General features: G+C 48.0%; 18 protein-coding genes, 2 tRNA genes and 1 riboswitch. Of the genes, 13 read left to right on the top strand and 7 right to left on the bottom strand.

Going from position 1 to position 22,491, the window contains the following annotated elements; translation table 11 throughout:
• Positions 1-5: 5 nt before the first annotated feature.
• Genes BLW34_RS05985 through BLW34_RS05965 form a run of 5 tightly spaced genes read left to right on the top strand, consistent with a single transcriptional unit; the run spans position 6 to position 4,429 of the window.
• Positions 6-1,484 (top strand): cobyric acid synthase, encoded by a 1,479-nt coding sequence (locus BLW34_RS05985; RefSeq protein WP_090576929.1) that lies wholly within the window; start codon positions 6-8, stop codon positions 1,482-1,484.
• Positions 1,481-2,014: a bifunctional adenosylcobinamide kinase/adenosylcobinamide-phosphate guanylyltransferase gene (gene cobU, locus BLW34_RS05980; RefSeq protein WP_090576926.1), complete on the top strand. Its 534-nt coding sequence runs from the start codon at positions 1,481-1,483 to the stop codon at positions 2,012-2,014. Before BLW34_RS05985 ends, cobU begins: the two co-directional genes overlap by 4 nt.
• Entirely contained in the window at positions 2,007-3,074 is a 1,068-nt protein-coding gene (gene cobT / locus BLW34_RS05975; RefSeq protein ID WP_090576923.1) for a nicotinate-nucleotide--dimethylbenzimidazole phosphoribosyltransferase, read from the top strand. Before cobU ends, cobT begins: the two co-directional genes overlap by 8 nt.
• Complete coding sequence (locus BLW34_RS05970; RefSeq protein ID WP_090576920.1) at positions 3,075-3,683, top strand: histidine phosphatase family protein; 609 nt, start codon at positions 3,075-3,077, stop codon at positions 3,681-3,683.
• A complete protein-coding gene (locus BLW34_RS05965) occupies positions 3,680-4,429 on the top strand; it encodes an adenosylcobinamide-GDP ribazoletransferase (protein ID WP_218138784.1) in 750 nt (249 codons plus the stop codon). The genes BLW34_RS05970 and BLW34_RS05965 overlap by 4 nt, the downstream gene beginning before the upstream one ends.
• 259 nt (positions 4,430-4,688) lie before the next feature.
• Here the strand turns inward: BLW34_RS05965 and BLW34_RS05960 are convergent, their stop codons facing one another.
• Both BLW34_RS05960 and BLW34_RS05955 read right to left on the bottom strand, forming a co-directional pair.
• Positions 4,689-7,493 (bottom strand): AMP-binding protein, encoded by a 2,805-nt coding sequence (locus BLW34_RS05960; protein ID WP_218138783.1) that lies wholly within the window; start codon positions 7,491-7,493, stop codon positions 4,689-4,691.
• A gap of 227 nt (positions 7,494-7,720) precedes the next feature.
• Positions 7,721-8,023, bottom strand: coding sequence for a DUF1540 domain-containing protein (locus BLW34_RS05955; protein WP_090576917.1), 303 nt, complete (start codon positions 8,021-8,023; stop codon positions 7,721-7,723).
• Between the two features lie 466 nt (positions 8,024-8,489).
• Here BLW34_RS05955 and BLW34_RS05950 point away from each other — a divergent pair, with 466 nt between their 5' ends.
• Entirely contained in the window at positions 8,490-9,035 is a 546-nt protein-coding gene (locus BLW34_RS05950) for a c-type cytochrome (RefSeq protein WP_090576915.1), read from the top strand.
• 174 nt (positions 9,036-9,209) lie between these two features.
• Here the strand turns inward: BLW34_RS05950 and glgX are convergent, their stop codons facing one another.
• The 5 genes from glgX to metK all read right to left on the bottom strand — a co-directional run bounded on the left by glgX (position 9,210) and on the right by metK (position 16,960).
• Positions 9,210-11,309, bottom strand: coding sequence for a glycogen debranching protein GlgX (glgX, locus tag BLW34_RS05945; protein ID WP_090576910.1), 2,100 nt, complete (start codon positions 11,307-11,309; stop codon positions 9,210-9,212).
• Between the two features lie 338 nt (positions 11,310-11,647).
• Entirely contained in the window at positions 11,648-13,096 is a 1,449-nt protein-coding gene (gene sbcB, locus BLW34_RS05940; protein ID WP_090576907.1) for an exodeoxyribonuclease I, read from the bottom strand.
• Positions 13,097-13,220: 124 nt separating this feature from the next.
• Positions 13,221-14,066: a methylenetetrahydrofolate reductase [NAD(P)H] gene (metF, locus tag BLW34_RS05935; protein ID WP_090576905.1), complete on the bottom strand. Its 846-nt coding sequence runs from the start codon at positions 14,064-14,066 to the stop codon at positions 13,221-13,223.
• A gap of 140 nt (positions 14,067-14,206) precedes the next feature.
• Entirely contained in the window at positions 14,207-15,619 is a 1,413-nt protein-coding gene (gene ahcY / locus BLW34_RS05930; RefSeq protein WP_090576902.1) for an adenosylhomocysteinase, read from the bottom strand.
• Positions 15,620-15,635: 16 nt separating this feature from the next.
• Positions 15,636-15,715, bottom strand: a riboswitch (S-adenosyl-L-homocysteine riboswitch).
• Positions 15,716-15,796: 81 nt separating this feature from the next.
• Positions 15,797-16,960 (bottom strand): methionine adenosyltransferase, encoded by a 1,164-nt coding sequence (metK, locus tag BLW34_RS05925; RefSeq protein ID WP_090576900.1) that lies wholly within the window; start codon positions 16,958-16,960, stop codon positions 15,797-15,799.
• 218 nt (positions 16,961-17,178) lie between these two features.
• Here metK and gltX point away from each other — a divergent pair, with 218 nt between their 5' ends.
• The 7 genes from gltX (at position 17,179) to hemB (ending at position 22,476) form a co-directional block, all read left to right on the top strand.
• Entirely contained in the window at positions 17,179-18,570 is a 1,392-nt protein-coding gene (gene gltX / locus BLW34_RS05920; protein ID WP_090576897.1) for a glutamate--tRNA ligase, read from the top strand.
• Between the two features lie 53 nt (positions 18,571-18,623).
• A tRNA-Ala gene (locus BLW34_RS05915) sits at positions 18,624-18,699 on the top strand.
• A gap of 32 nt (positions 18,700-18,731) precedes the next feature.
• Positions 18,732-18,807, top strand: a tRNA-Glu gene (locus BLW34_RS05910).
• 101 nt (positions 18,808-18,908) lie between these two features.
• Positions 18,909-19,898, top strand: coding sequence for a biotin--[acetyl-CoA-carboxylase] ligase (locus BLW34_RS05905; protein WP_090576894.1), 990 nt, complete (start codon positions 18,909-18,911; stop codon positions 19,896-19,898).
• Positions 19,899-19,908: 10 nt separating this feature from the next.
• On the top strand, positions 19,909-20,661 hold the full coding sequence (locus BLW34_RS05900; protein ID WP_090576891.1) for a type III pantothenate kinase: 753 nt from the start codon (positions 19,909-19,911) through the stop codon (positions 20,659-20,661).
• A gap of 11 nt (positions 20,662-20,672) precedes the next feature.
• Entirely contained in the window at positions 20,673-21,299 is a 627-nt protein-coding gene (gene yihA, locus BLW34_RS05895) for a ribosome biogenesis GTP-binding protein YihA/YsxC (RefSeq protein ID WP_090576888.1), read from the top strand.
• Between the two features lie 169 nt (positions 21,300-21,468).
• On the top strand, positions 21,469-22,476 hold the full coding sequence (hemB, locus tag BLW34_RS05890) for a porphobilinogen synthase (protein WP_090576885.1): 1,008 nt from the start codon (positions 21,469-21,471) through the stop codon (positions 22,474-22,476).
• The last annotated feature ends 15 nt before the right edge of the window (positions 22,477-22,491 follow it).

Here is a 22,491-nt window from a genome sequence, read left to right as displayed (position 1 = left end):
CATACATGAACCCGCAAACTCTCATGATCCAGGGAACCACGTCAGATGCCGGCAAAAGCATGCTGGTTACCGCGATGTGTCGCTGGCTGTCACGTCAGGGCATCTGCGTTGCGCCTTTCAAGCCGCAGAATATGGCGTTGAACAGTGTGGTCAGCATTGATGGTGGGGAAATTGGTCGTGCCCAGGCGGTACAGGCATTTGCCGCTGGTCTGCCGCCTCATACCGATATGAATCCGGTATTACTGAAACCCACCACGGATAAAAGTGCGCAGGTCATCATACACGGTCATGCGATCGCCAATATGGATGCATCTGGTTTTCACAACTATAAATCAATTGCGCTGAATGCAGTGCTTGAATCCCATGCGCGGCTAGCTGCGCAGTACGACCGGATTATCGTGGAAGGGGCTGGTTCGCCGGCGGAAATCAATTTGCGCGCCAATGATATTGCCAATATGGGTTTTGCCGAAGCAGTCGATTGCCCGGTGATTCTGATTGCGGATATTGACCGTGGCGGCGTTTTTGCCCATCTGGTCGGTACACTGGCGCTCCTCAGTGAAAGTGAACAGGCGCGCATCAAGGGCTTTGTTATTAATCGTTTTCGCGGAGATATAGCCTTATTGCGGCCGGGTCTGGACTGGCTGGAGCAATATACCGGCAAACCGGTACTGGGTGTTCTGCCTTATTTACATGGATTGCATCTTGAAGCTGAAGATGCCTTGCCGCATACACCTGACGCTGGTGCTTCGGACAAGGAATGCTTACGGGTTATTGTGCCAGTGCTACCGCGCATCAGTAACCACACTGACTTTGATCCACTGCGCCTCCATCCGCAGGTCAAGCTGCAATTTATCAGCACCGGAGAAACCGTCCCACCGGCAGACCTGATTATTCTGCCTGGCTCCAAGAGCGTGCGCGCCGATCTGGAGTGGTTGCGCAAACAGGGCTGGGAACAGCTCATCCGGCGGCACCTGCGCTACGGTGGCAAGCTGATTGGCATCTGTGGCGGTTTTCAGATGTTGGGAAACAGGATCCATGATCCCGACGGCCTGGAAGGCGAAGCAGGCGGCGCTCAGGGACTGGCCTTTTTTGACATGGACACGACATTACAACCCGATAAATTATTACGCAATGTGCAGGGAACACTTGGCCATAAAGGGGCGACTGTGACCGGCTATGAAATCCATAACGGCGTGACCACCTTCCAGAAAAACTATCCACCGGCAGTCTATTTGGCACAGGGTCCAGATGGCGCCATCAGTGAAGATGGGCTGATTATGGGCAGTTATCTGCATGGCCTGTTTGAATCTGCTGATGCATGCACGTCATTATTGAACTGGGCCGGTCTGGATGACAGCAATCAACCGTCCAATTACCAGGCCGTCCGCGATGCCGCCATTAATCGGCTGGCCGATAGTGTTGACCAGTACCTGGACACCAACCGACTCTCTCAGTTACTCAACCTGCAAGGCTTGTCCGCATGAATGATAGTAAAACACTGATTCTGGGTGGGGTGCGCTCCGGCAAAAGCCGTCTGGCGGAACGTCTGGCGACGCAGAGCCATTTGCCAATCACTTATATTGCTACGGCCACCATTGAGGATGCTGAAATGCAGGCGCGCATTGCCCTGCACCGGGCCAACCGTCCTACTCACTGGCAGATGCTCGAGGAACCATTGCACCTGGCTGCGGTACTGAGTCAGCAAGCGATGGAGGATCACTGTCTGCTGGTTGACTGCCTGACACTCTGGCTGACTAATCTGCTGATCCATCCCGATACCGCCGTGTTTGAACATGAGTATGCAGCATTGCTATCTGTTTTGCCGGGCTTACCCGGGCGCATTATTCTGGTCAGCAACGAAACCAACATGGGGGTTATCCCCATGGGTGAATTAAGCCGCCGCTACTGCGACGAAGCAGGTAAGTTGCACCAATTGGTTGCCCGGCAATGCGAACAGGTTATTCTGATGGTGGCCGGCCTGCCGCACACTCTTAAGGGAGATCCTTGTGACTAGCGATACCGCACTTGACTGGCTTAAGGCGCCGCTCGCAGCACCCAATGAACAGATCCGCCAGGCAGCGCTGCAGCATCAGGCGCAGCTCACCAAGCCGCCGGGTGCGCTTGGCCGTCTGGAAGGCCTTGCGGTTCATCTGGCTGCCTTACAGCATACCCTGCAACCTGGCGCTGAACGGGTGCAGATTTCGATATTCGCTGCAGACCACGGTATTGCTGCAGAGAACATTTCCGCTTTTCCACAATCGGTCACTTGCGAGATGATCAGGAACTTTGCCGCCGGCGGCGCGGCCATTAATGTTTTGGCGCGCGCGCTTGGCGCGCAACTGGAAATCATCAATCTGGGCACCGTGCATTCAACTGATCTCCTGACGGGTGTCAAACATTATCATCTGGGAGCGGGCACCGCCAATTTTATGCACACCGCCGCGATGAGCGAAGGCCAGCTGGCGGCGGCTCTCAATGCAGGCCGTATCTGTGCGGAACAGGCACGGGCAAACAACATGCAGTTATTGATAGCGGGTGAGATGGGCATCGGCAATACCACCAGTGCGACTGCGCTTGCCTGCTTGCTGCTGCATGCATCGCCCACACAACTAGCCGGAGCAGGCAGTGGACTGGATAGCAAAGGAATTACCCATAAAATCAGTGTCATCGAACAAGCGCTGGCATTGCACCACTCCCATATTCACTCACCTCTGGAAGCATTACGCCGCGTGGGTGGATTCGAGATTGCCGCATTAACGGGTGCTTATATCCGTGGCGCCCAACTCGGTCTGCCGCTGCTGATTGATGGATTTATCAGCACCGTGGCGGCGCTCGCTGCTGAGCAGATTTTTGCGGGCAGTAAAAACTGGTTTATTTATGCGCACCAATCCGCCGAAGCTGGCCATGCATATGTTCTCAAGGCACTTAACGCCATCCCGCTGCTCGATCTGGCCATGCGCCTGGGTGAAGGCAGTGGCGCTGCCGTAGCGGTCAATCTGTTGCGCCTGGCTTGCGCGTTGCATAATGAAATGGCGACTTTTGCTGCAGCCCGGGTTTCGACAAAGAAGCAATAAATGGCGGCTACCCAAGCGTATATTGATTTGCTCAGACATGGCGACATCGGAAATGCTGAGCGTTATTGCGGCAGTTCTGATCATGCTTTGACCGAGGCTGGGTGGCAGCAGATGTGGAGGCGTGTGGAGCGAGCCCCCAGGCGATGGCAACATATCATCACTTCGCCCTTGATACGCTGCGCGCATTTTGCGCAGGCGCTGGCTGAACGCTGCGCCATTCCACTCACCCAGGACGCACGCATTCAGGAAATCCATTTCGGCGAATGGGAAGGGCGCACAGCAGCCGAGCTGATGCGGATTGATGCTGATGCACTTGCCCGCTTCTGGCAGAATCCGTTAGAAAACCCGCCTCCCCAAGCAGAGCATTTACTGGATTTTAAGGCGCGCGTGCTAGCGGCATGGCAAGACATTCAGGCTCAGTTTGCCGGCCAGAATGTCCTGTTGATCACTCATGGCGGCGTCATGCGCGTGCTGCTGTGCCATATCCGGCAGCAGCCACTGGAACGCTTGCTGGAATTTGACGTGCCTTATGCTGCCATGCACGCTGTGGAGGCGAAATGGCATGAAAACGGCTGCCAGTTGACTCTCAAGAGCGATAATTCGGCATGATCCAACCCTTTCTGGCCGCATTACAATTCCTTACCCGATTGCCGGTACACTTGTCTTCTCCACCCGGTGAGAAAACTTTGGGTTATTCCCTGCCGTTTTATCCGTTGGTTGGTTTGATGATTGGAGCATTGCTGATTGCGCTGGGCTGGTTATTGCGTGACGCCCCCCCGCTGGTGGCAGCCGCCCTGCTGCTTACTGGTTGGATTCTGCTCACTGGCGGGCTGCATCTGGATGGCCTGGCCGACAGCGCGGACGCCTGGGTTGGCGGCATGGGAAATACTGAAAAAACCTTAGCGATCATGAAAGACCCCAACTGCGGCCCGGTGGGTGTGGCAGCCATCATGCTGGTGATTCTGCTTAAATTTGTCGCCCTGCATAGCCTGTTTATTGCGCAGGAATGGATTGCCCTATTATGCGCGACTATACTGGCCAGAACGCTGATTCCGTTATTGTTTTTAACCACTCCCTATGTACGCAGTCATGGCTTGGGGACATCCCTGGCCACTCATCAACCACGCAAATTGAACATGCTTGTGGTCGCCGCCACCCCCTTGCTTTTGCTGCAGATTACGGGCATCGCTTATTTCTGGCTGCTTCTTACGACCATTCTGACGTTTCTGGTATTGCGCTTTATGATGATGCAGCGTATCCATGGTATGACAGGGGATACGGCGGGAGCATTGATTGAGATGACTGAAACCAGTGTACTGCTGGCCGCTGTTTTGCGGGTGACCATTGATCTTTGATTGATCGCTGGTTACGCTTGAGATAATTGGAATTTGCAAATAGTTTATAAGCGTTAACCCGAATATTTCATGAATTGGCACGTGCCCTCACTTGTTTTTTGATTAATAAGAAAGATTTTGCTCAGTCGGGTGTATGAATCACTACACCGCTCTTTCTCAAAACTTCCCTATTAATCAAAATTCTGCGTGATCATCACGCGAATTTATGAAATATTCGGGTTAACGGAAAACCATCATTGGATGATTTGGGTTTGCTGAATCAGGCAGCGACGTCAGGCTCATTAAGCTGCGCCAGTATCTGGCTGCGCGCCGCGCCCTGTAGTTGTAATGCCGCTTGCCAATCATGCCCTGCCACATGCACGGGTTTATCAATCAGCACTTTCAGCTCACTGCGGTGGGGGAACCACTGTCCAGCACACAGCAAGGAGCGGGTGCCGATCAGGGTAACCGGCAGCAGGGGAGTGCCGGATCGTGCAGCAGTCAGAAACGCCCCTAATCTGAATGGCATTAGTCCGGCTTCACGCCGAAATGTGCCTTCGGGGAAAAAAACCATGGATTCCCCGGCGCGGACTCGCTCCTCTAGTTTACGTACGTCTTCTATACCGCGTGCGTCATCGAAACGTTCAACAAATGCGCTGCCCAGTCGACGCAGGGGGATGGCGGCGGCCGGATTGCGCTGCAGCTCTTGTTTAGCGACATAGGCGAATTTAGCCGGCAGGATTGCCGTAAGCAGGAGCGCGTCTAGATAGCTGGCGTGATTAGCTACCAAGATCGCGGGCGTGCGGTTATTGAGATGCTGCAAGCCTTCTGCCCGCAGCGTCAGTCCGGTCAGCGCAAACGCCAGGCGCGCGCACGCTCGGGCGATGCGTCGGCGCAGTGAAAGCCCGGGTGCCAGCACGATGAGTAGCCAGGCAAAGGGTACAATAGTAGCAAAAACCGTCCAGGCCCATGCTCCCCATGCCCACTCGGCGCTGCGTCGCAGCAGATGAGTAACTTGCGCGATGGCAGCAGCACCGCCGAGGCGTACTATTTGCCACCACGGCGCACGCTGGGTGCTGCCGATTGCGCCATGCTCGTATAGCTCACGGCAGGCAGCACGGCGAATCTTGCCGCTGGAGGTCTTTAGTACCGTACGCGGCGGTGCCAGCACGATATCATCGGCTGGCATACCAGCCAAATCGACGGCCAGGTTGTTGATTTCGGTTAGTATCCGGTCGCGCTCTATGGCGCTGCTTTCGTGTGTTTCAGCAAGTATCACCAGCCGTTCTGTACCAGTGTGCGCATTACTGGCCGGGAATACCGCTACTCCACCTTTACGCACGCTGCGCACCTGGCTTACCGCTTCCTCCAGTTCCTGCGGGTAAATGTTGTGTCCGCCGTGAATGATGATGTCCTTTTCGCGTCCGGTGAGATAAAGCTCTCCAGCCGCAATGTAGCCCATATCGCCGCTATTGAGCCACTGTCCATCGAACAGGTGCGCCGTCGCTTCGGGGTTGTGGAAATAACCGCTGGTCGCAGACGGTCCACAGAATTGCACGCGTCCCTGAGTCCGTTCGGGCAATACCCGTCCGGCAGTGTCAACAATGCGGATCGCGTGGCCGGGGAGGGGAAGGCCGCAGGAAACGATGTGCAGCGCATAGTGGTCGTCTGCCTGCGCGCAACGAGCAATATCCGAACGGGTGAGTGCGTCGCGATCCACATGATCAACCAGCGGCCCGCGTTCCAGCGGAGGAAAAGCCAGTCCCACAGAGGATTCCGCCAATCCATAGACTGGCGTCATGGCGGTACGGCTGAAACCATAGCGAGCGAAGCGCGCAACGAAATGATCGATCGTGCGCGCACTGATGGGCTCAGCTCCATTATAGGCCAGCCGCCAGCAGCTTAAATCCAGACCACTCAGATCGCGATCATCGAGCTTATTGGCGCATAACTCATAGGCAAAGTTGGGAGCCGCTGAAACGGTAGCGCGATGCCGATCGATCGCCCATAACCAGCGCCCCGGCCGGGCGAGAAAGGAGAGTGGTGGCAGCAGCACCAGCCGGAATCCGACATAGAGGCTGCCCATGCAGGCGCCAATCAATCCCATATCGTGATAGAGCGGCAGCCATGACACGAAGGTATCTGCGGCAGTAATGCCCGAAGCATGTTCCATCGCCCGTAGGTTAGCGAGCAGATTGGCGTGAGTGAGCACGACACCTTTGGGATTGCCGGTGCTGCCAGAAGTGTATTGCAAGAATGCGATGTCCTGCGGCCCCAGCTCCGGAAAGGAGGAGGGGGCGTCGGGAACAGACAAATCCTTTATGGTTGTAATCGCACGAAGCGACTTGCACTGCGCGCGCAGCAGTCGTCCCAATGGTTTTACCTGGTCAATCGTGATAAGAATGCTGGCTTGAGCATTGGCGATGATGCCAGCAATGCGCCGCATGTGATCCTCGATTTGCGAAGGACGCGCTGGCGGGTATAACGGTACCGGCACACAGCCAGCATAGAGCGCGCCATAAAAAGCGGCGAAGAATTCACATCCAGTGGGCAGCATGATTGCTACCTTGTCGCCAGAGCTTAACCCATGCTGGCACAGCAGACCGGTAGCCAATGCTTTGGCCTGCTCCTGCAGGATGCGATAGGTAATGTCCTCGGTATGCTCTTCTTCATCATAAAGCGTGATATGCACCTGCTCAGCATGCTTTGCGACATGCCAATCCAGTATTTCGGTCAGCGTGGTTGCAGTTTCCGGCGGATGGTACACCTGTTTTTCTGCAAACACGGGCGTTCCAGCCAGAGCAGGCGTTTCGGCAGCTACAGTGCTTGCCATCTGTTTGAGCAAATCACGTGGCGTTTCAGCATCGGCGAATGCTTTCTCACTCAGCTTCACACCCAATTCGCGCTCAATGCGGCTCAGTAATTCCACGCGCGCCAAGCTGTCCAGCCCGAAGTCGCGCTCCAGTGAATGATCCAAACCAAGGTACCCAGTAGCGGGTACATTCGGCCGCAGCTCATGAGTAAGGCCGCGCACGATGTCCAGCAATCGCTCGGCATCGTTTTGTGAGTCTAGGTGCGGCGGCATTTGCATCTCGCGCGATTCCATTCTTAGGATTGAAGCAGAGAAAAGTTGAGAGCTTATTTCATGCTGAATTTCCTGCTTTAAATGAGATTACAGGCGCACGCTATTTCCCGCTTCCTGGGCATTAAAGAACTGTGCACAGACAGCCTGATAAGCCCAGCCCACAAATGGATGCGGGATGCGAATCTATTAATAAGGCCGCTCGAATCCCTTTTTTTGGTACTCGGAGATCAGCGCGGTGCAAATGTCAGGCAGCTAATCTCGTCCTTGCTGTGTCCAACCCGGATATTTTCAGTTATGCATTCAAAGTCATCATTGAACTTGCATGCTTCAATCTTGCAGGCACCAATCCCTGCCATGCGCACAGCAGCTTTAGTGTGAAGATTCCTGTTATCGAAAAATGTGTCACAACTGGGATGCACTCCGTCACCGATGGTGATGGCCCGAGCGTGGCAGTTGCTGTCGAGATTATAAGCGCACTCAGTTACGCTACATTCGGAAACGAGAGGGGTTTCGATGGTAATGGTTTTCATTTGAAATTCTCCTATTGCGTGAGAGAAGAATGCAATGAAGTAAGTGAAAACCCATGAAAGATAGAAATTTCAGTATTCAGTAGTCTTAACCCGAATATTTCATAAATTGGCACGTGTCCTCACTTGCCTTTTGATTAATAAGAAAGATTTTGCTCAGTCGGGTGTATGAATCACTACACCCCTCCTTTTCAAAACTTCCCTATTAATCAAAATCCTGCGTGATCATCACGCGAATTTAAATTTATCAAATATTCGGGCTAATCACACATTTCGATTAGATGCTGCGCTCAGAATAAATCATTGTCAAGCGATATTGTAGAGAATGAGTTGGTTCAGCTATGATTTATTTTCAACTCCAACCTGCTGCAAAGTAGAGTAATTTGTTTCCGGAGCTTGAGTCAATGTGGTACTTTATATGCATAAACGGTCATGAGTCGTTCTGAATAACCATTTAGGAGGAATGAAAATGAAATTGCTTGTCATCGTAGCACTAGCAGCGCTCGGGCTTACGTTTATCGCGCTAGGTTCTGGCGCCTACAACATGGCTGCAACTGAGAAGCATTGGGCGATCACGGAGAAGATGATTACGTGGGTACGTGAAAGCTCAATAAAAGCGCGTGCAGAAGAGCTGGAAGTTCCAGCGCTTGATAGTGCAGATATGCTTGCGAAAGGCTTCAAGCACTACCATGCCATGTGTACCGAATGCCATTTGGCGCCCGGTGAGCAACCCACCGAACTGGCAATGGGTCTCTACCCACAAGCGCCGGTATTCTATAAAAGAGAGCCAGTAACTGATGCAGATGAGAAGTTATATCTCTCGAAAAAATACTTCTGGGTAATCAAGAATGGTCTCAAAATGACGGCTATGCCCGCATGGGGGCTCACGCACAATGACGAGGCGATCTGGGCAACGGTTGCTTTTCTTCACAAACTTCCTGGCATGACTGCTGAACAATATGCGGCGTTCGGAGAAACGCATCGTGATGACAATCATCACGATCATCATCACTAATAGCGATTTAATCGCTTTTTGAGGCGGGTGCTGACATTATCGGAAGTAAAAGATAAAAGTGGCGGCCTGGATACAGAAACAAACGGGATACTATGCGAAGAAATCGGGTGTGAACTAACGCCCGAAAGCGAAAGTTATCCCACCTAACTAGCTGCTACCGACCGGTGTGGCTAGCTAGGTTATCTGCCGCAACACTACCACGGAATGGTCTTCCACTTTGATTTGGCTTTCTGCTTTAAGCGTTTCCTCATTTTCCAGCCAACCAATATCAGTGTCGAATTCCTTAATCCAGAGCGCCCCCCAATTGGTCTTGGGTAAGGTAAAAATCAACGCTTCATGGTGTGCATTGAAAATCACGTAAAAGTTGTCATCTTTTACCGGTTCACCACGTGGATAGGGATTCGGAATCGTTGCGCCATTCAAGAAAACGCCAAGTGACTTGGCGTATCCCAGACCCCAATGCTTCTCAGACATCTGCTCGCCTTCTAACGTAAACCAGGCAATATCCTTTACCTCGCTTCCATGGATGGGCTGACCCTGGAACCAGTGTCTACGACGAAAGACAGGATGGTCTTTGCGATATTCGATGAGCTTCCGACAAAAAGCAAGCAAGTCTTTATCTGCATTTTCCCAGTCATACCAGGAGATCTCATTATCCTGGCAGTAGGCATTATTATTACCTTTCTGCGTACGGCTGATCTCGTCTCCTCCCAGCAGCATTGGCACACCCTGAGAAAGGAGCAGTGTGATCAGGAAGTTTCGTTTCTGGCGATTTCGCAACTGGAGCACTTTCAGGTCTTCTGTCATGCCTTCAACGCCACAATTCCACGAACGGTTGTAGTTTTCACCATCATGGTTTTTTTCATTGTTGACGTCATTATGCTTTTCATTGTATGAAACGAGGTCATTTAAAGTGAATCCATCATGAGCGGTGACGAAGTTGATGCTGGCGTATGGCAGGCGGGAAGTTTTCTCGTAAAGGTCGGAACTGCCGGTAAGACGGGAAGCGAACTCCCCGAGTGTTTGATTCTCCCCTCGCCAGAAATCACGTACGCAGTCTCGATATTTACCATTCCACTCGGTCCATACTGGAGGAAAGTTTCCCACCTGATAACCGCCTTCACCGACATCCCAAGGCTCAGCGATGAGCTTCACCTGACTGACGACAGGATCTTGCTGGATGATATTGAAGAATACTGAGAGGCGGTCTACATCGTGCAGTTCTCGCGCCAAAGTGGCAGCCAGATCGAAACGGAATCCATCAACATGCATTTCCAGAATCCAGTAGCGCAGGGAATCCATGATGAGTTGCAGCACGAAGGGATTGCGCATATTCAGACTGTTACCGGTGCCGGTGTAATCTTTGTAATAGCATCGATCGTCGCAAAGGCGGTAATAATACGCGTTATCGATTCCCTTGAAAGAAAGTATCGGGCCGAGATGATTCCCCTCTGCTGTATGGTTGTATACCACATCCAGAATGACCTCAATTCCGGCATGATGCAATGTTTTGACCATTTGTTTGAACTCAGCCACAGCAGCACCGGGACGCTTTTGGGATGCATATTCGCTATGAGGCGCGAAGTAGCCAATGGAATTGTATCCCCAATAATTTCGTAAACCTTGATCTATCAGATGCTTGTCGTGAATGAAACAATGGATCGGCATGAGCTCGACTGCGGTGATCCCAAGCTGTTTGAAATAATCAATAATTACCGGGTGTGCCAGCGCAGCATAAGTGCCTCGTATCTCAGGCGGAATCTCTGGATGTTTGGCAGTGAGGCCTTTGACATGAGTCTCATAGATGACAGTCTCATGCCAGGGGATTTGCAGTCTGCGATCTCCGTTCCATTCAAAATGGGGCTGATGCACCACGCTTCGTGGCATGAATGGTGCGCTATCGCTATTGCTTTGAGCTTCCAGACCCTTGCTAAAACGGTATAAAAAAACAGCTTCGTTCCACTGAACCTGCCCGTCGATCGCTTTGGCATAAGGATCGAGCAGTAGCTTGGCAGGATTACAGCATTGACCGTTGGCCGGATCCCAGGGGCCATGAACGCGAAAGCCGTAGCGTTGGCCAGGTTCGACGAATGGCAGGTAGCCGTGCCAGCAATAGCCCGTTACCTCTGGCAGATCAACTCGCGTCTCGTTCCCTTTCTCGTCGAAAAGGCACAGCTCGATCCGCTCGGCAGTTTCCGAAAATACTGAGAAGTTTGTTCCAGAGCCATCATAAACGGCTCCCAATGGATAAGGTTGTCCGGGCCATACTTTCATATTTTTCTAAGTAGATTAAAGTTTGCTTGCATGATTAATTTCTATACTAATCCTAATAGCCTGATTCGTGCTAGGTTTATAATCCACCAGATGGTAGGCTTAGCTGATTTTCTCAGTTCTTTATCATTTCAATATTCAATGAAAGAACAGCGCATATTCATATTCCTCAGTGATGATTCGATCGGGCTCTCAGTGTGTTAACCCGCCTTCCCAAGGACTGGCATCCAGCGTGGTTGGGTGGTTAGCCAACAGCAACAACTTAAGCTTCATGCAGAGTGAGACACCACATGAGGAAGATTGAGTTTGCCAGAGTTGAAGGATTATTCTTTCATTTCTAATCAATCCCAAGGTATGTTGTTTTCTGTAGCTAATTCTCTACCCCATGTCTCAATAGAATCTAATATTTCCAAGAGATGAGCATTCTCTGCATAGGTTTTACGCAAACGGGTAATTTTCTCGGCATATTCAGTTAAGGTAATGCTATTACCGGAATTCTTTTCTGTAAGATGTTGGCGGCGGAGGATTTCCCATTGCGGTAACTCATTTTTGGAGAGGGTATCGGGCCAATTGCGCGCACGGTATCGAAATAACAATTCATGCAACCGCTTATCCTGGAAATCAAAATGATTGTGTGCCAGCTGCAAAGGCGAGGCATCACGCACTTCTGTCATGAGGAGGCGATCGTGCTCACTAAAAAAATTGTCATAAAGCGCTAGATCTACATCTCTGGATGCTTCAAATTCCCTACTGGAATAGGCTAGCGCGACACGCTGCATAAACGCGGTATTTTTATGCAACAACTGCCAATGTTGATTGCAAGCTTCTATATTGAGACTAATTCGTGATGCAGTGGGGGTATCAAGAACATTTTGAGGAGCGAGCGCTGGGCATTTGTTGATCTTCACGGATTTGACCGGTAAGCGCGACACGCTTGCAGGTAATGTTGATTGAGGAGTGAACAGACATTCTGCGAGCTCCTCGACACTCATTTCTAAATAAGGAGCGGGATCGTGGCGCAGATCATAAACTAGAACACTGTTACCGTTTCCCTGCTCCTGAACTACCGGCATCACCACAGTAGTGCAACCTGTTTCTGAGGGATACATACGGGAAGTATGAATGACAGGAGTGTGATCAATCAAATCCAATAACAAAACTGCTTTATGCTTATTACGAAGCTGAAAAAGCCAGTTATATAGACGCGGCTGCTTATCACGTAACAAGCGCGCCAGCTTGAGGGTCGCTTTGACATCCGATAGTGCGTCATGTGCGGAGCCATGATCGATACCATTGGCCACTGTCAAATCCTCAAGACGGAAGCTGGGCTTGCCATCATCATGCCTTGGCCAAATAATGCCCTCTGGTCTCAAGGCATAAGTCATTCGCACTAAATCGATGAGATCCCAGCGCGAATTTCCCTGCTGCCATTCGCGGGCATAAGGATCGTAGAAATTTCGATATAAGGCAAAACGCGTAACTTCATCATCGAAGCGCAATGTATTGTAACCAAGACTACAGGTCCCCGGCTGTGCCAGTTCCGTGTGAATTTTTGCAATAAATTCTGGTTCAGGCAAGCCTTGCTTATCCACCATTTGAGGTGTAATTCCAGTGAGTAAGCAGGCCTCTGGCTGGGGCAAAATATCTTTGGCTGGTTTGCAATAAATGACCAGAGGATCACCGAGTTCATTAAGCGCCTCATCGGTTCTTAGGCCAGCAAACTGGGCTGGCCGGTCCCATCTCGGGTCAGAACCGAAAGTTTCATAATCATGCCAATACAACGTTGCCATCGCGTATTCCAGAGTCACTTTTTATCCAGCTATGTATTTGTATTTCTTCCCACAGTTCCTAGCTCCTATATAGGTAGATAGATAAGTAAATCAGGAATATTCTGGAGAAGAGTTGCGATATGATCTATAAGCCAAGCCGCTGCCAGATTTTTGTGGTCAAAACAGCAGAGTTGAGCGTATAAAAATGGAGTCCCGGTGCACCCGCTTTAAGCAGCCGCTCGCATAAATCAGTGACCACATCGAGTCCAAAAGCGTGGATAGACGCAATATCATCTCCATATCCTTCCAGTTTTTTTCTGATCCAGCGAGGAATCTCAGCACCGCAAGTGTCTGCGAATCTAACCAGTTGAGAAAATTTGTTGATCGGCATAATACCAGGAACAATTGGAACATTCAGGTTGGCAGCCTCGCACATATCAACAAAATGAAAATAAGCATCTGCATTATAAAAAAACTGCGTAATGACTGAATCTGCACCTGCTTCTATTTTGTTTTTAAAATTCCTGAAATCTTCCTGGGCAGAACGGGCTTGTGGATGATATTCGGGATAAGCGGCTACTTCCATGTGGAATGTATTGCCAAACTCTTTGCGAATAAATGTAATCAGCTCGTTTGCATAACGGAATTCACCAGACTGAGCCATCCCGGAAGGCAAATCTCCCCGCAGGGCAACGATGTGGCGAATACCGTTTTCCTGGTACTTGCTTAGGATTGAGTAAATATTTTCGCGAGTAGAACCAATACAGGAAAGATGGGGCGCAACAGGATGGCCTTCTGCCAGGATTTCGAGTACTGTTTCGAAGGTGCGGTCGCGGGTGGAGCCTCCTGCGCCAAAGGTGACTGAGAAAAATTTTGGCTTGAATTGAGCGAGCTGTTGACGTGCAGCTCGTAACTTTTCCACTCCTTCCGGGGTTTGTGGAGGAAAAAGTTCAAAGCTAAAAGTGGGCGAAAAATTTTTTTGTGATCTCAACTTATTGTATCTATGGTTATTACAAAGTGAGGGTAGGTAATCGGTTTCACTATCTTAGCAATATTACCTACCTATATAGAAAGCATTACTTAAGCAAGAATTTTTATTCTATTCAAACCTTCCCTGCTTCTGATACATCGTTAATATCGATATGTTTCTGGTTTGTAAGGTCCATTTTTACCCAGATTAAGGTATTGCGCTTGTTCGTCGGTTAACTCGGTGAGTTTCACGCCTAATTTTCCAAGATGGAGGCGCGCTACTTTTTCATCCAGGTGCTTAGGAAGCACATAAACTTTTTTCTGGTAATTTTCTCCATTTTGCCAGAGCTCGATTTGCGCCAATACTTGATTCGTAAAAGAGCTGGACATGACAAATGAGGGATGGCCAGTCGCGCAGCCTAGGTTTACCAGCCTGCCCTGAGCTAACACAATAATTCGGCGGCCTGTTGGGAAAATCACATGATCTACTTGTGGCTTGATATTTTCCCATTGATATGGCTGAATTGAAGCGATATCTATTTCAGAATCAAAATGTCCAATATTGCATATAATCGCCTGATCTTTCATTTTGAGCATATGATCATGGTGAATCACGCGAATATTACCCGTTGCGGTAACAAAAATATCTGCCTTATCGCAGGCATCATCCATGGTTACCACACGATAGCCTTCCATAGCCGCCTGCAGCGCACAGATTGGATCGATTTCAGTGATCCAGACAGTCGCACCCAAACCACGCAGTGATTGTGCGCAGCCCTTGCCCACATCGCCATAGCCACATACCACTGCAATTTTGCCGGCAATCATGACATCAGTTGCACGCTTGATACCATCTACTAAAGATTCTCGGCAACCGTAAAGGTTGTCAAATTTTGATTTGGTCACTGAATCATTAACATTGAAAGCAGGGAACGGTAAAGCTCCCTTTTTTTGCATTTCATATAACCGATGAACCCCTGTAGTCGTTTCCTCAGTGACTCCTCTGATACCGGCAAGCTTTTCAGAATACCAGTTAGGCTGACTGTCAATTCGTGATTTGATGGCTGCAAAAAGTGCACGCTCTTCGTCATTGGTAGGATTTTCAATAGCGGAAGGGTCTTTTTCGGCCTTACTGCCAAGGATCAGGAGTAAGGTTGCATCACCGCCATCATCCAGAATCATATTAGCATGGCTTATTTTTCCATTTTCTGACCATTCGAAAATACGGTGAGCATATTCCCAGTAATCTTCTAGTGATTCACCTTTATAGGCAAATACCGGCGTATTTTTTGCAGCAATCGCTGCAGCGGCGTGGTCTTGTGTTGAAAAAATATTGCAGGAGGCCCAGCGAACTTCAGCTCCCAAAGTAACGAGTGTTTCGATCAATACTGCTGTCTGAATTGTCATGTGCAGTGAGCCCGCTATCCGTGCACCAGCCAAGGGCCGCCGATCTGCATATTCTTGGCGCAATGCCATCAAGCCAGGCATTTCTGTTTCTGCAATGGCAATTTCTTTTCTTCCCCAGTCTGCCAGGGAAATATCAGCAACTTTATAATCAGTAAACTGGCCGCTCATAGTTAAATTCTCCTAAAATGAACGAGCGCCGTTGTTTCGTTAGCCGCATGAACTGAGCCTCACGGATTAATAACCGTTGCAGCGCTCCTCAGTAAATGGGAATAAATCAAGCTTGCACTTAAGCAAATGGGGAATAATAATTTCAAGTAATAGATTCTATTCTAGAAATTGAGTCAATCAGATTCCAGCATCAGCGCGAAGTTGTGCGGCGATATCAGTTGCTTCCCAAGTAAAATCTGCATCTTCCCGGCCAAAATGCCCATAAGCGGCAGTTTTTGCATAAATCGGCCGTAACAGATTAAGCTCATGAATAATTGCTCTTGGGCGTAAATCAAAATGTCGTTCTATTAGTTTGGCTAGCTCTTCATCAGGGATCTTCCCGGTACCGAAAGTTTCAACCATCAGAGAAACGGGGCGTGCAACACCAATGGCGTAAGCAACCTGTACCTCACATTTGCCAGCAAGGCCAGCCGCTACGATATTTTTTGCAACATAACGTACCGCATAAGCAGCAGAACGATCTACCTTGGAGGGATCTTTGCCAGAGAAAGCACCTCCTCCATGATGGGCGGTACCACCATAAGTATCTACAATAATCTTACGACCTGTTAAGCCGCAATCACCCATAGGTCCGCCAACCACAAAACGTCCCGTAGGATTAATCAGATACCGAATATTTCCACCTAACATTTCCTTGGGAAGGACTGGCTTTATAATTTCTTCGATAACCGCTTCAGTCAGGGTGGCATGAGAGATATCCGGATCATGTTGCGTCGATATAACGACAGTATCTATATGCTGCGGCTTGCCATCGATATATCTGACGGATACTTGAGATTTGGCATCAGGTCGCAACCACGGCAGGCGTCCATCCTTTCTTAATAGCGATTGTTTTTCTACCAAACGATGAGCATAGTAAATTGGCATCGGCATTAATTGAGGTGTTTCATCACAGGCGAAACCAAACATTAATCCTTGATCACCTGCGCCTTGATCCATTTCCTCTTCTTTACTGCGATTAACCCCTTGTGCAATGTCAGGTGATTGTTTATTGAATGCTGTCAGTACAGCGCAGGTGTTCCAATCAAAGCCAATGTCAGAACTGGTATAACCTATTTTTTTAACTGTTTCACGCGCGATCACGTTATAATCGACTGAGGCATGTGTTGTAATTTCACCTGATAAGACAATCAATCCTGTGCTGCACATCGTTTCACAGGCCACCCGTGCATTTTTATCCTGACTCAATATGGCGTCTAGAACTGCATCAGATATTTGATCTGCTACCTTATCAGGGTGTCCTTCGGAAACAGATTCAGAAGTAAAAAGGTATTCACTCATGTTTTTTGAAGTTTTTTGAAGTTTTTTTAAAGTTGTCCAGTATAGCAAATAGTGTGAGATTAAATAAAAGAATAAAAAGGATCGTTAGATCTTATTCACTAAGAGATCTTTTTATAATGGAAATATAAATTAAAAGATATTTCCAAGTAGAACACTATCTTTGCAGAATGACGTAGACTGTTCAGTTTCTAATTGATATTACTTATAGCATTTTCATAATGGTACGCACACGATTTGCTCCTAGCCCTACCGGCTATCTTCATATTGGGGGGGCTCGAACGGCCCTTTTTTCTTGGGCATTTGCACGCAAACATGGTGGTAAATTTATTTTAAGAATTGAGGATACTGATCTTGAGCGGTCAACTCAACAATCGGTGCAAGCTATACTTGATGGGATGACTTGGTTAGGACTTGATTATGATGAAGGTCCTTTCTATCAAATGCAGAGACTGGCGCGTTATCATGAAGTTGCTGAGCAATTGTTGCAAAATAACTTGGCATATCGCTGTTATGCTAGCAAAGAGGAGTTGGATTTACTGCGGGAGCAACAGCGCGCTACTGGCCTAAAACCAAGATATGATGGGCGTTGGCGTGATGCAAAACAAGCTCCTCCTGTTGGGGTCAAGCCGGTTATACGCTTTAAGAATCCCACGGATGGACATGTGGTCTTTGAAGATTTAGTCAAAGGCAAAATTGTGGTGGCCAATAGTGAGCTTGATGATCTTGTCCTGCTGAGAAGTGATGGCATACCTACATACAATTTTGGTGTTATCGTGGATGATCTGGATATGAACATTAGCCATGTCATTCGTGGCGATGATCATGTCAACAATACACCCCGTCAAATTAATATCCTTAAAGCACTTGACGCACCCATACCCCAGTATGCACATGTGCCTATGATATTGGGTGCCGATGGTGAAAGGCTATCTAAGCGACATGGGGCAGTTTCGGTGATCCATTATCGCGAGGAAGGCTATTTACCCAAGGCTTTTGTAAATTACCTCGCACGACTTGGGTGGTCCCATGGTGATGAAGAAATATTCAGTACTGATCAGTTGATCGAGTGGTTTGATTTGGCAACAATAAATCGTTCTCCTGCAAAATTTAATCCGGAAAAACTGATGTGGCTTAATCAACACTATCTTAAAAACGAAGAAGATTTTCATATAGCTGAACTGATCACACCATTTCTTGAGAAAGATGATTGTGTTATACCTAATGAGCCATATTTATTGAAAGTAATTCATTTGCTTAAAGAAAGGGTTAGTACAATTAGTGAACTTGCCGATGCAGCCGTTTATTTCTTCCGCCCACTTGAACCATCTTGTGAGCTCAAAGCACAGCATTTCAACCAGGAGGCAAAATCGATATTACTTTATTTAATCAATAAATTTGCATCTATTGAATGGAGCCGTCAGGTTATTCAGGATGAAATCAAGAAAGCAGCCGCAACGTTTGATGTGAAATTACCAAAGGTAGCCATGCCTTTACGTATAGTAGTTACAGGTGAAGCACAAACACCTTCAATTGATGCGATATTGGAGTTGCTCGGAAAGACAGAGACGCTGAAACGAATAAATCAACAAATATTTAACTTCCCAGATTGATCTTCAACTTTACAATAATCAAGTGCACCAGTATAATCCTCTCTCCTTCAGTCGGGGGTATAGCTCAGCTGGGAGAGCGCTTGCATGGCATGCAAGAGGTCAGCGGTTCGATCCCGCTTATCTCCACCAGTTTCTCTCAATGCCGTTATTACTATATTCTGGTCCCCATCGTCTAGAGGCCTAGGACATCACCCTTTCACGGTGAGTACAGGGGTTCGAATCCCCTTGGGGACGCCAATGGTTAAAAGTATTCAAAGTAAAATCAATTTTTAGATTGAATACTTAGTCATAAACTATTCTCGCTTTAAATACCCGTAAATTCTTACGCAGATCTGAATGTGAAATCGCTTACATTTGCTATTTTAAGACAATTAAGTGATGGCGAATTCCATTCTGGAACAGAACTTTCCCGAATTCTGGGCGTGTCGCGTGCGAGTATCTCAAATGCTTTATATGGCCTTGACAGGTTAGGCGTGGTTCTTCACAAGATTCGAGGCCGTGGTTATCACTGGCTTAATCCTGTACAGTGGTTAGACAAAACTGTGATTCAGGCGCATCTCGCTAGGGAAGCAGATATCTTTCATATTGAAATTTTAGAGACTACTGAATCTACTAATAGTTTATTACTGTATAGCGTTACGAGGGATAAAGGCACTCATAATGAGAAAATTCGTGTCATTGCCGCCGAACTGCAAACTGGGGGGCGGGGGCGTCGCGGTCGGCAATGGCATACAGGCTTAGGAGACAGTCTGACTTTCTCATTATCATGGCAGTTTCAGCGAGGTGTCAATTTTCTATCCGGGTTGAGTTTAGCAGTAGGTGTTGCAATCATTCGAACATTAGCATCAGTCGGTATCAATGGTGTGACTCTAAAATGGCCAAACGATCTCCTGTTTGATTTTATCAAGCTAGGGGGAGTGTTAATTGAGTTACAAGGTGATATGCTTGGACCGGCTACTGCAGTGATCGGTATCGGGATCAATCTAAGGTTGCCTGAGCATATTAAGAATAAGATAGATCAAGAAACGACAGACATCTATGCCATTATTCATGAGATTCCTGATCGCAATAAATTATTGGCTGTTTTACTGAGAGAACTGGCAGTAATATTAAATATTTTTGATCGGCAGGGTTTTTCACCATTTAGAGATGAGTGGGTACGTTATCATGCCTTTGAGAATAAACTGATTGAGTTACATTTGCCGAATGGCTTTATAGAACAAGGTATGGCGCGTGGTGTGGCATCGGATGGGTCGTTGCTGGTAAGCACTTTAACGGGCGAGCAAAGTTTTCATGGTGGTGAAATCAGTCTGCGTAAATTAGGCTAAAATAAAGCCTATGCCTTATCTTTTAGCTATAGACTCTGGTAATACTACTATCAAGTGGGGGCTACACAATGGTAGTGACTGGTATAAGCGGGGAATTATCGCTCAGAATCAACGCGCATTGCTGAACCAGATTTGGCGGGAGTTGCCGGAGCCATCATCTATTATCGTTTCCAATGTAGCGGGACCGTTAGCTGAAGCGGCGCTATTAAATTTGTTCGTTATTTGGAAAGTAATACCATATTGGATTTCGGCTACTGCTTATCAGTGTGGTGTCAGGAACTATTACTCAAATCCGGCGCAATTGGGTAGCGATCGCTGGGCAGCTTTGATCGCTACGTGGAGAATGAGGCGGCAAGGCTGCCTCGTTATCAATGTAGGTACTGCAATGACAGTAGATACGCTTTCTGATAGGGGCGAGTTTTTAGGTGGAATCATTTTGCCTGGCTTTGATTTAATGAAGCAGGCGCTCGTGAATAAGACTGCATTATTAACGTTAACCGAAGGTCATTTCCAAGATTTTCCCAAAATGACTTCTGATGCCATTCACAGCGGAGTAATTCACGCATTGATAGGCGCAATAGACCATATGTATACACTACTTTCAGCTAACCAGGGTCGTAATACGCCAGACTGTATTATCAGTGGTGGCGGTGCTACTTTATTGCTACCTCATATTAAGATACCTCTTCCTATATTTGTTGATAATTTGGTACTGGAAGGATTAAAGGTAATTGCTCAAGAAAAATCTGGAATAACTCAGTAGAGAATAGGTGTATGTTTTTATTTCAGAATATCAGCTTTTATACTACCGTCAATCAGTTGAGGGATCTACCTCGGGCGTCTGGTGTGGAAGTTGCTTTTGCTGGGCGTTCTAATGCTGGTAAATCCAGTGCAATTAATACACTTGCCAAACGTGATCGCCTTGCTTATGTAAGTAAAACGCCTGGACGAACACAGCATATTAATTTTTTCCGAGTTGGGGATGATAATTTTCTGGTTGATCTTCCCGGTTATGGTTATGCCAAAGTGCCTTTAGCAATCCGCCAGCATTGGGAGCATCTACTCAGCACTTATTTGCAGACTCGTGAAGTGCTGTACGGTATGGTGCTCATTATGGATATACGTCACCCTATGACCAAGCTTGATCTGCAGATGCTAGAATGGTTTTCTCTAACGAAAAAGCCGGTGCATATTCTATTAACCAAATCGGATAAACTAAGTCGCAGTCAGGCTGCTTGCGTACTGAAAGAAGTCAGTTGTTTTCTAACTGAACGATATCCACAATGTACGGCACAACTTTTTTCTAGCATGCTGGCAAGTGGCGTTGAAGAAGCAACTACGATTTTAACTGATTGGTTCAGATCAGGCAGTGCAATGATTCAACAAGATAATATTGAATGAGAGACGAAAAAAACCCCGGTTAAAGGGGAAAAAAACCGGGGGGAATCGCCTTATACCAAAGGCCCCGCCTCAGGGAGGGAAGGCGAGAGACGATTAAAAAAACATCGTCTATGCATAAGAGACAGAATTTCCTAGTAAGTTCCCAGTTAATTATATTTTTATTTTAATCATGTCATTTATTAGTCAATTTCCACAAAAAAGAATGCGGCGTTTGCGTCGTGACGATTTTTCCCGCAGCCTAGTGCGAGAAAATCATTTGCGAGCAGACGATTTGATTTATCCTGTCTTTATACTGGATGGGAAAAAACGAAAAGAGAAAGTAACATCCATGCCTGGCGTTGTTCGGTTAAGTATCGATTTGCTCATGCCTCAGGCTGAAAAGTGCTTGCAACTTGGTATTCCCGCGATAGCTATTTTTCCAGTCATTGATTCTTCATTAAAGAATTTAACTGCGGACGAAGCGTTCAATCCTGAGGGGATAGTACCTCAAGTGGTTAGTCAATTGAAAAAGAATTTTCCGGAATTAGGGATTATTACTGACATTGCACTCGATCCTTATACCAGTCATGGTCAGGATGGACTGATTGATGCTAGTGGTTATGTGATGAATGATGAAACAGTTAGGGTCCTGGAACAACAGGCGCTTGTCCACGCGCAAGCGGGAGCAGACATCGTTGCACCTTCGGATATGATGGATGGACGGATTGCTGCCATTCGTGCTGCATTGGATAACAATAAGTATATTCATACTCGCATTCTCGCCTATTCAGCAAAATATGCTTCCAGTTTTTATGGTCCATTCCGTGACGCAGTGGGTTCTTCAGCTAATCTGCGCTCCGGTAACAAATATACTTACCAAATGGATCCGGCCAACTCGGACGAAGCACTATGGGAAGTTGGGCTGGATCTGCAAGAAGGAGCCGATATGGTCATGATAAAACCAGGATTGCCTTATCTTGACATCGTGCGCAGGGTAAAGGAAAGATTTGGCGCGCCCACGTTCGTTTACCAGGTCAGTGGTGAATATGCCATGCTCAAGGCAGCTGCAATGAATGGCTGGCTAGATGAAGAGGCTTGCGTCATAGAGTCCTTGCTATCCTGCAAGCGTGCAGGAGCAGATGCGATATTGACTTATTTCGCAATGGATGTGGCAACCTGGTTGAGGAAAAGTCTGTAAGCCAAAAAACTTAAT

This window comes from Nitrosomonas sp. Nm58, from assembly GCF_900107335.1.
In the GTDB taxonomy this organism is placed as follows: Bacteria; Pseudomonadota; Gammaproteobacteria; order Burkholderiales; family Nitrosomonadaceae; genus Nitrosomonas.
This window is presented reverse-complemented; position numbering and strand designations above follow the sequence as displayed.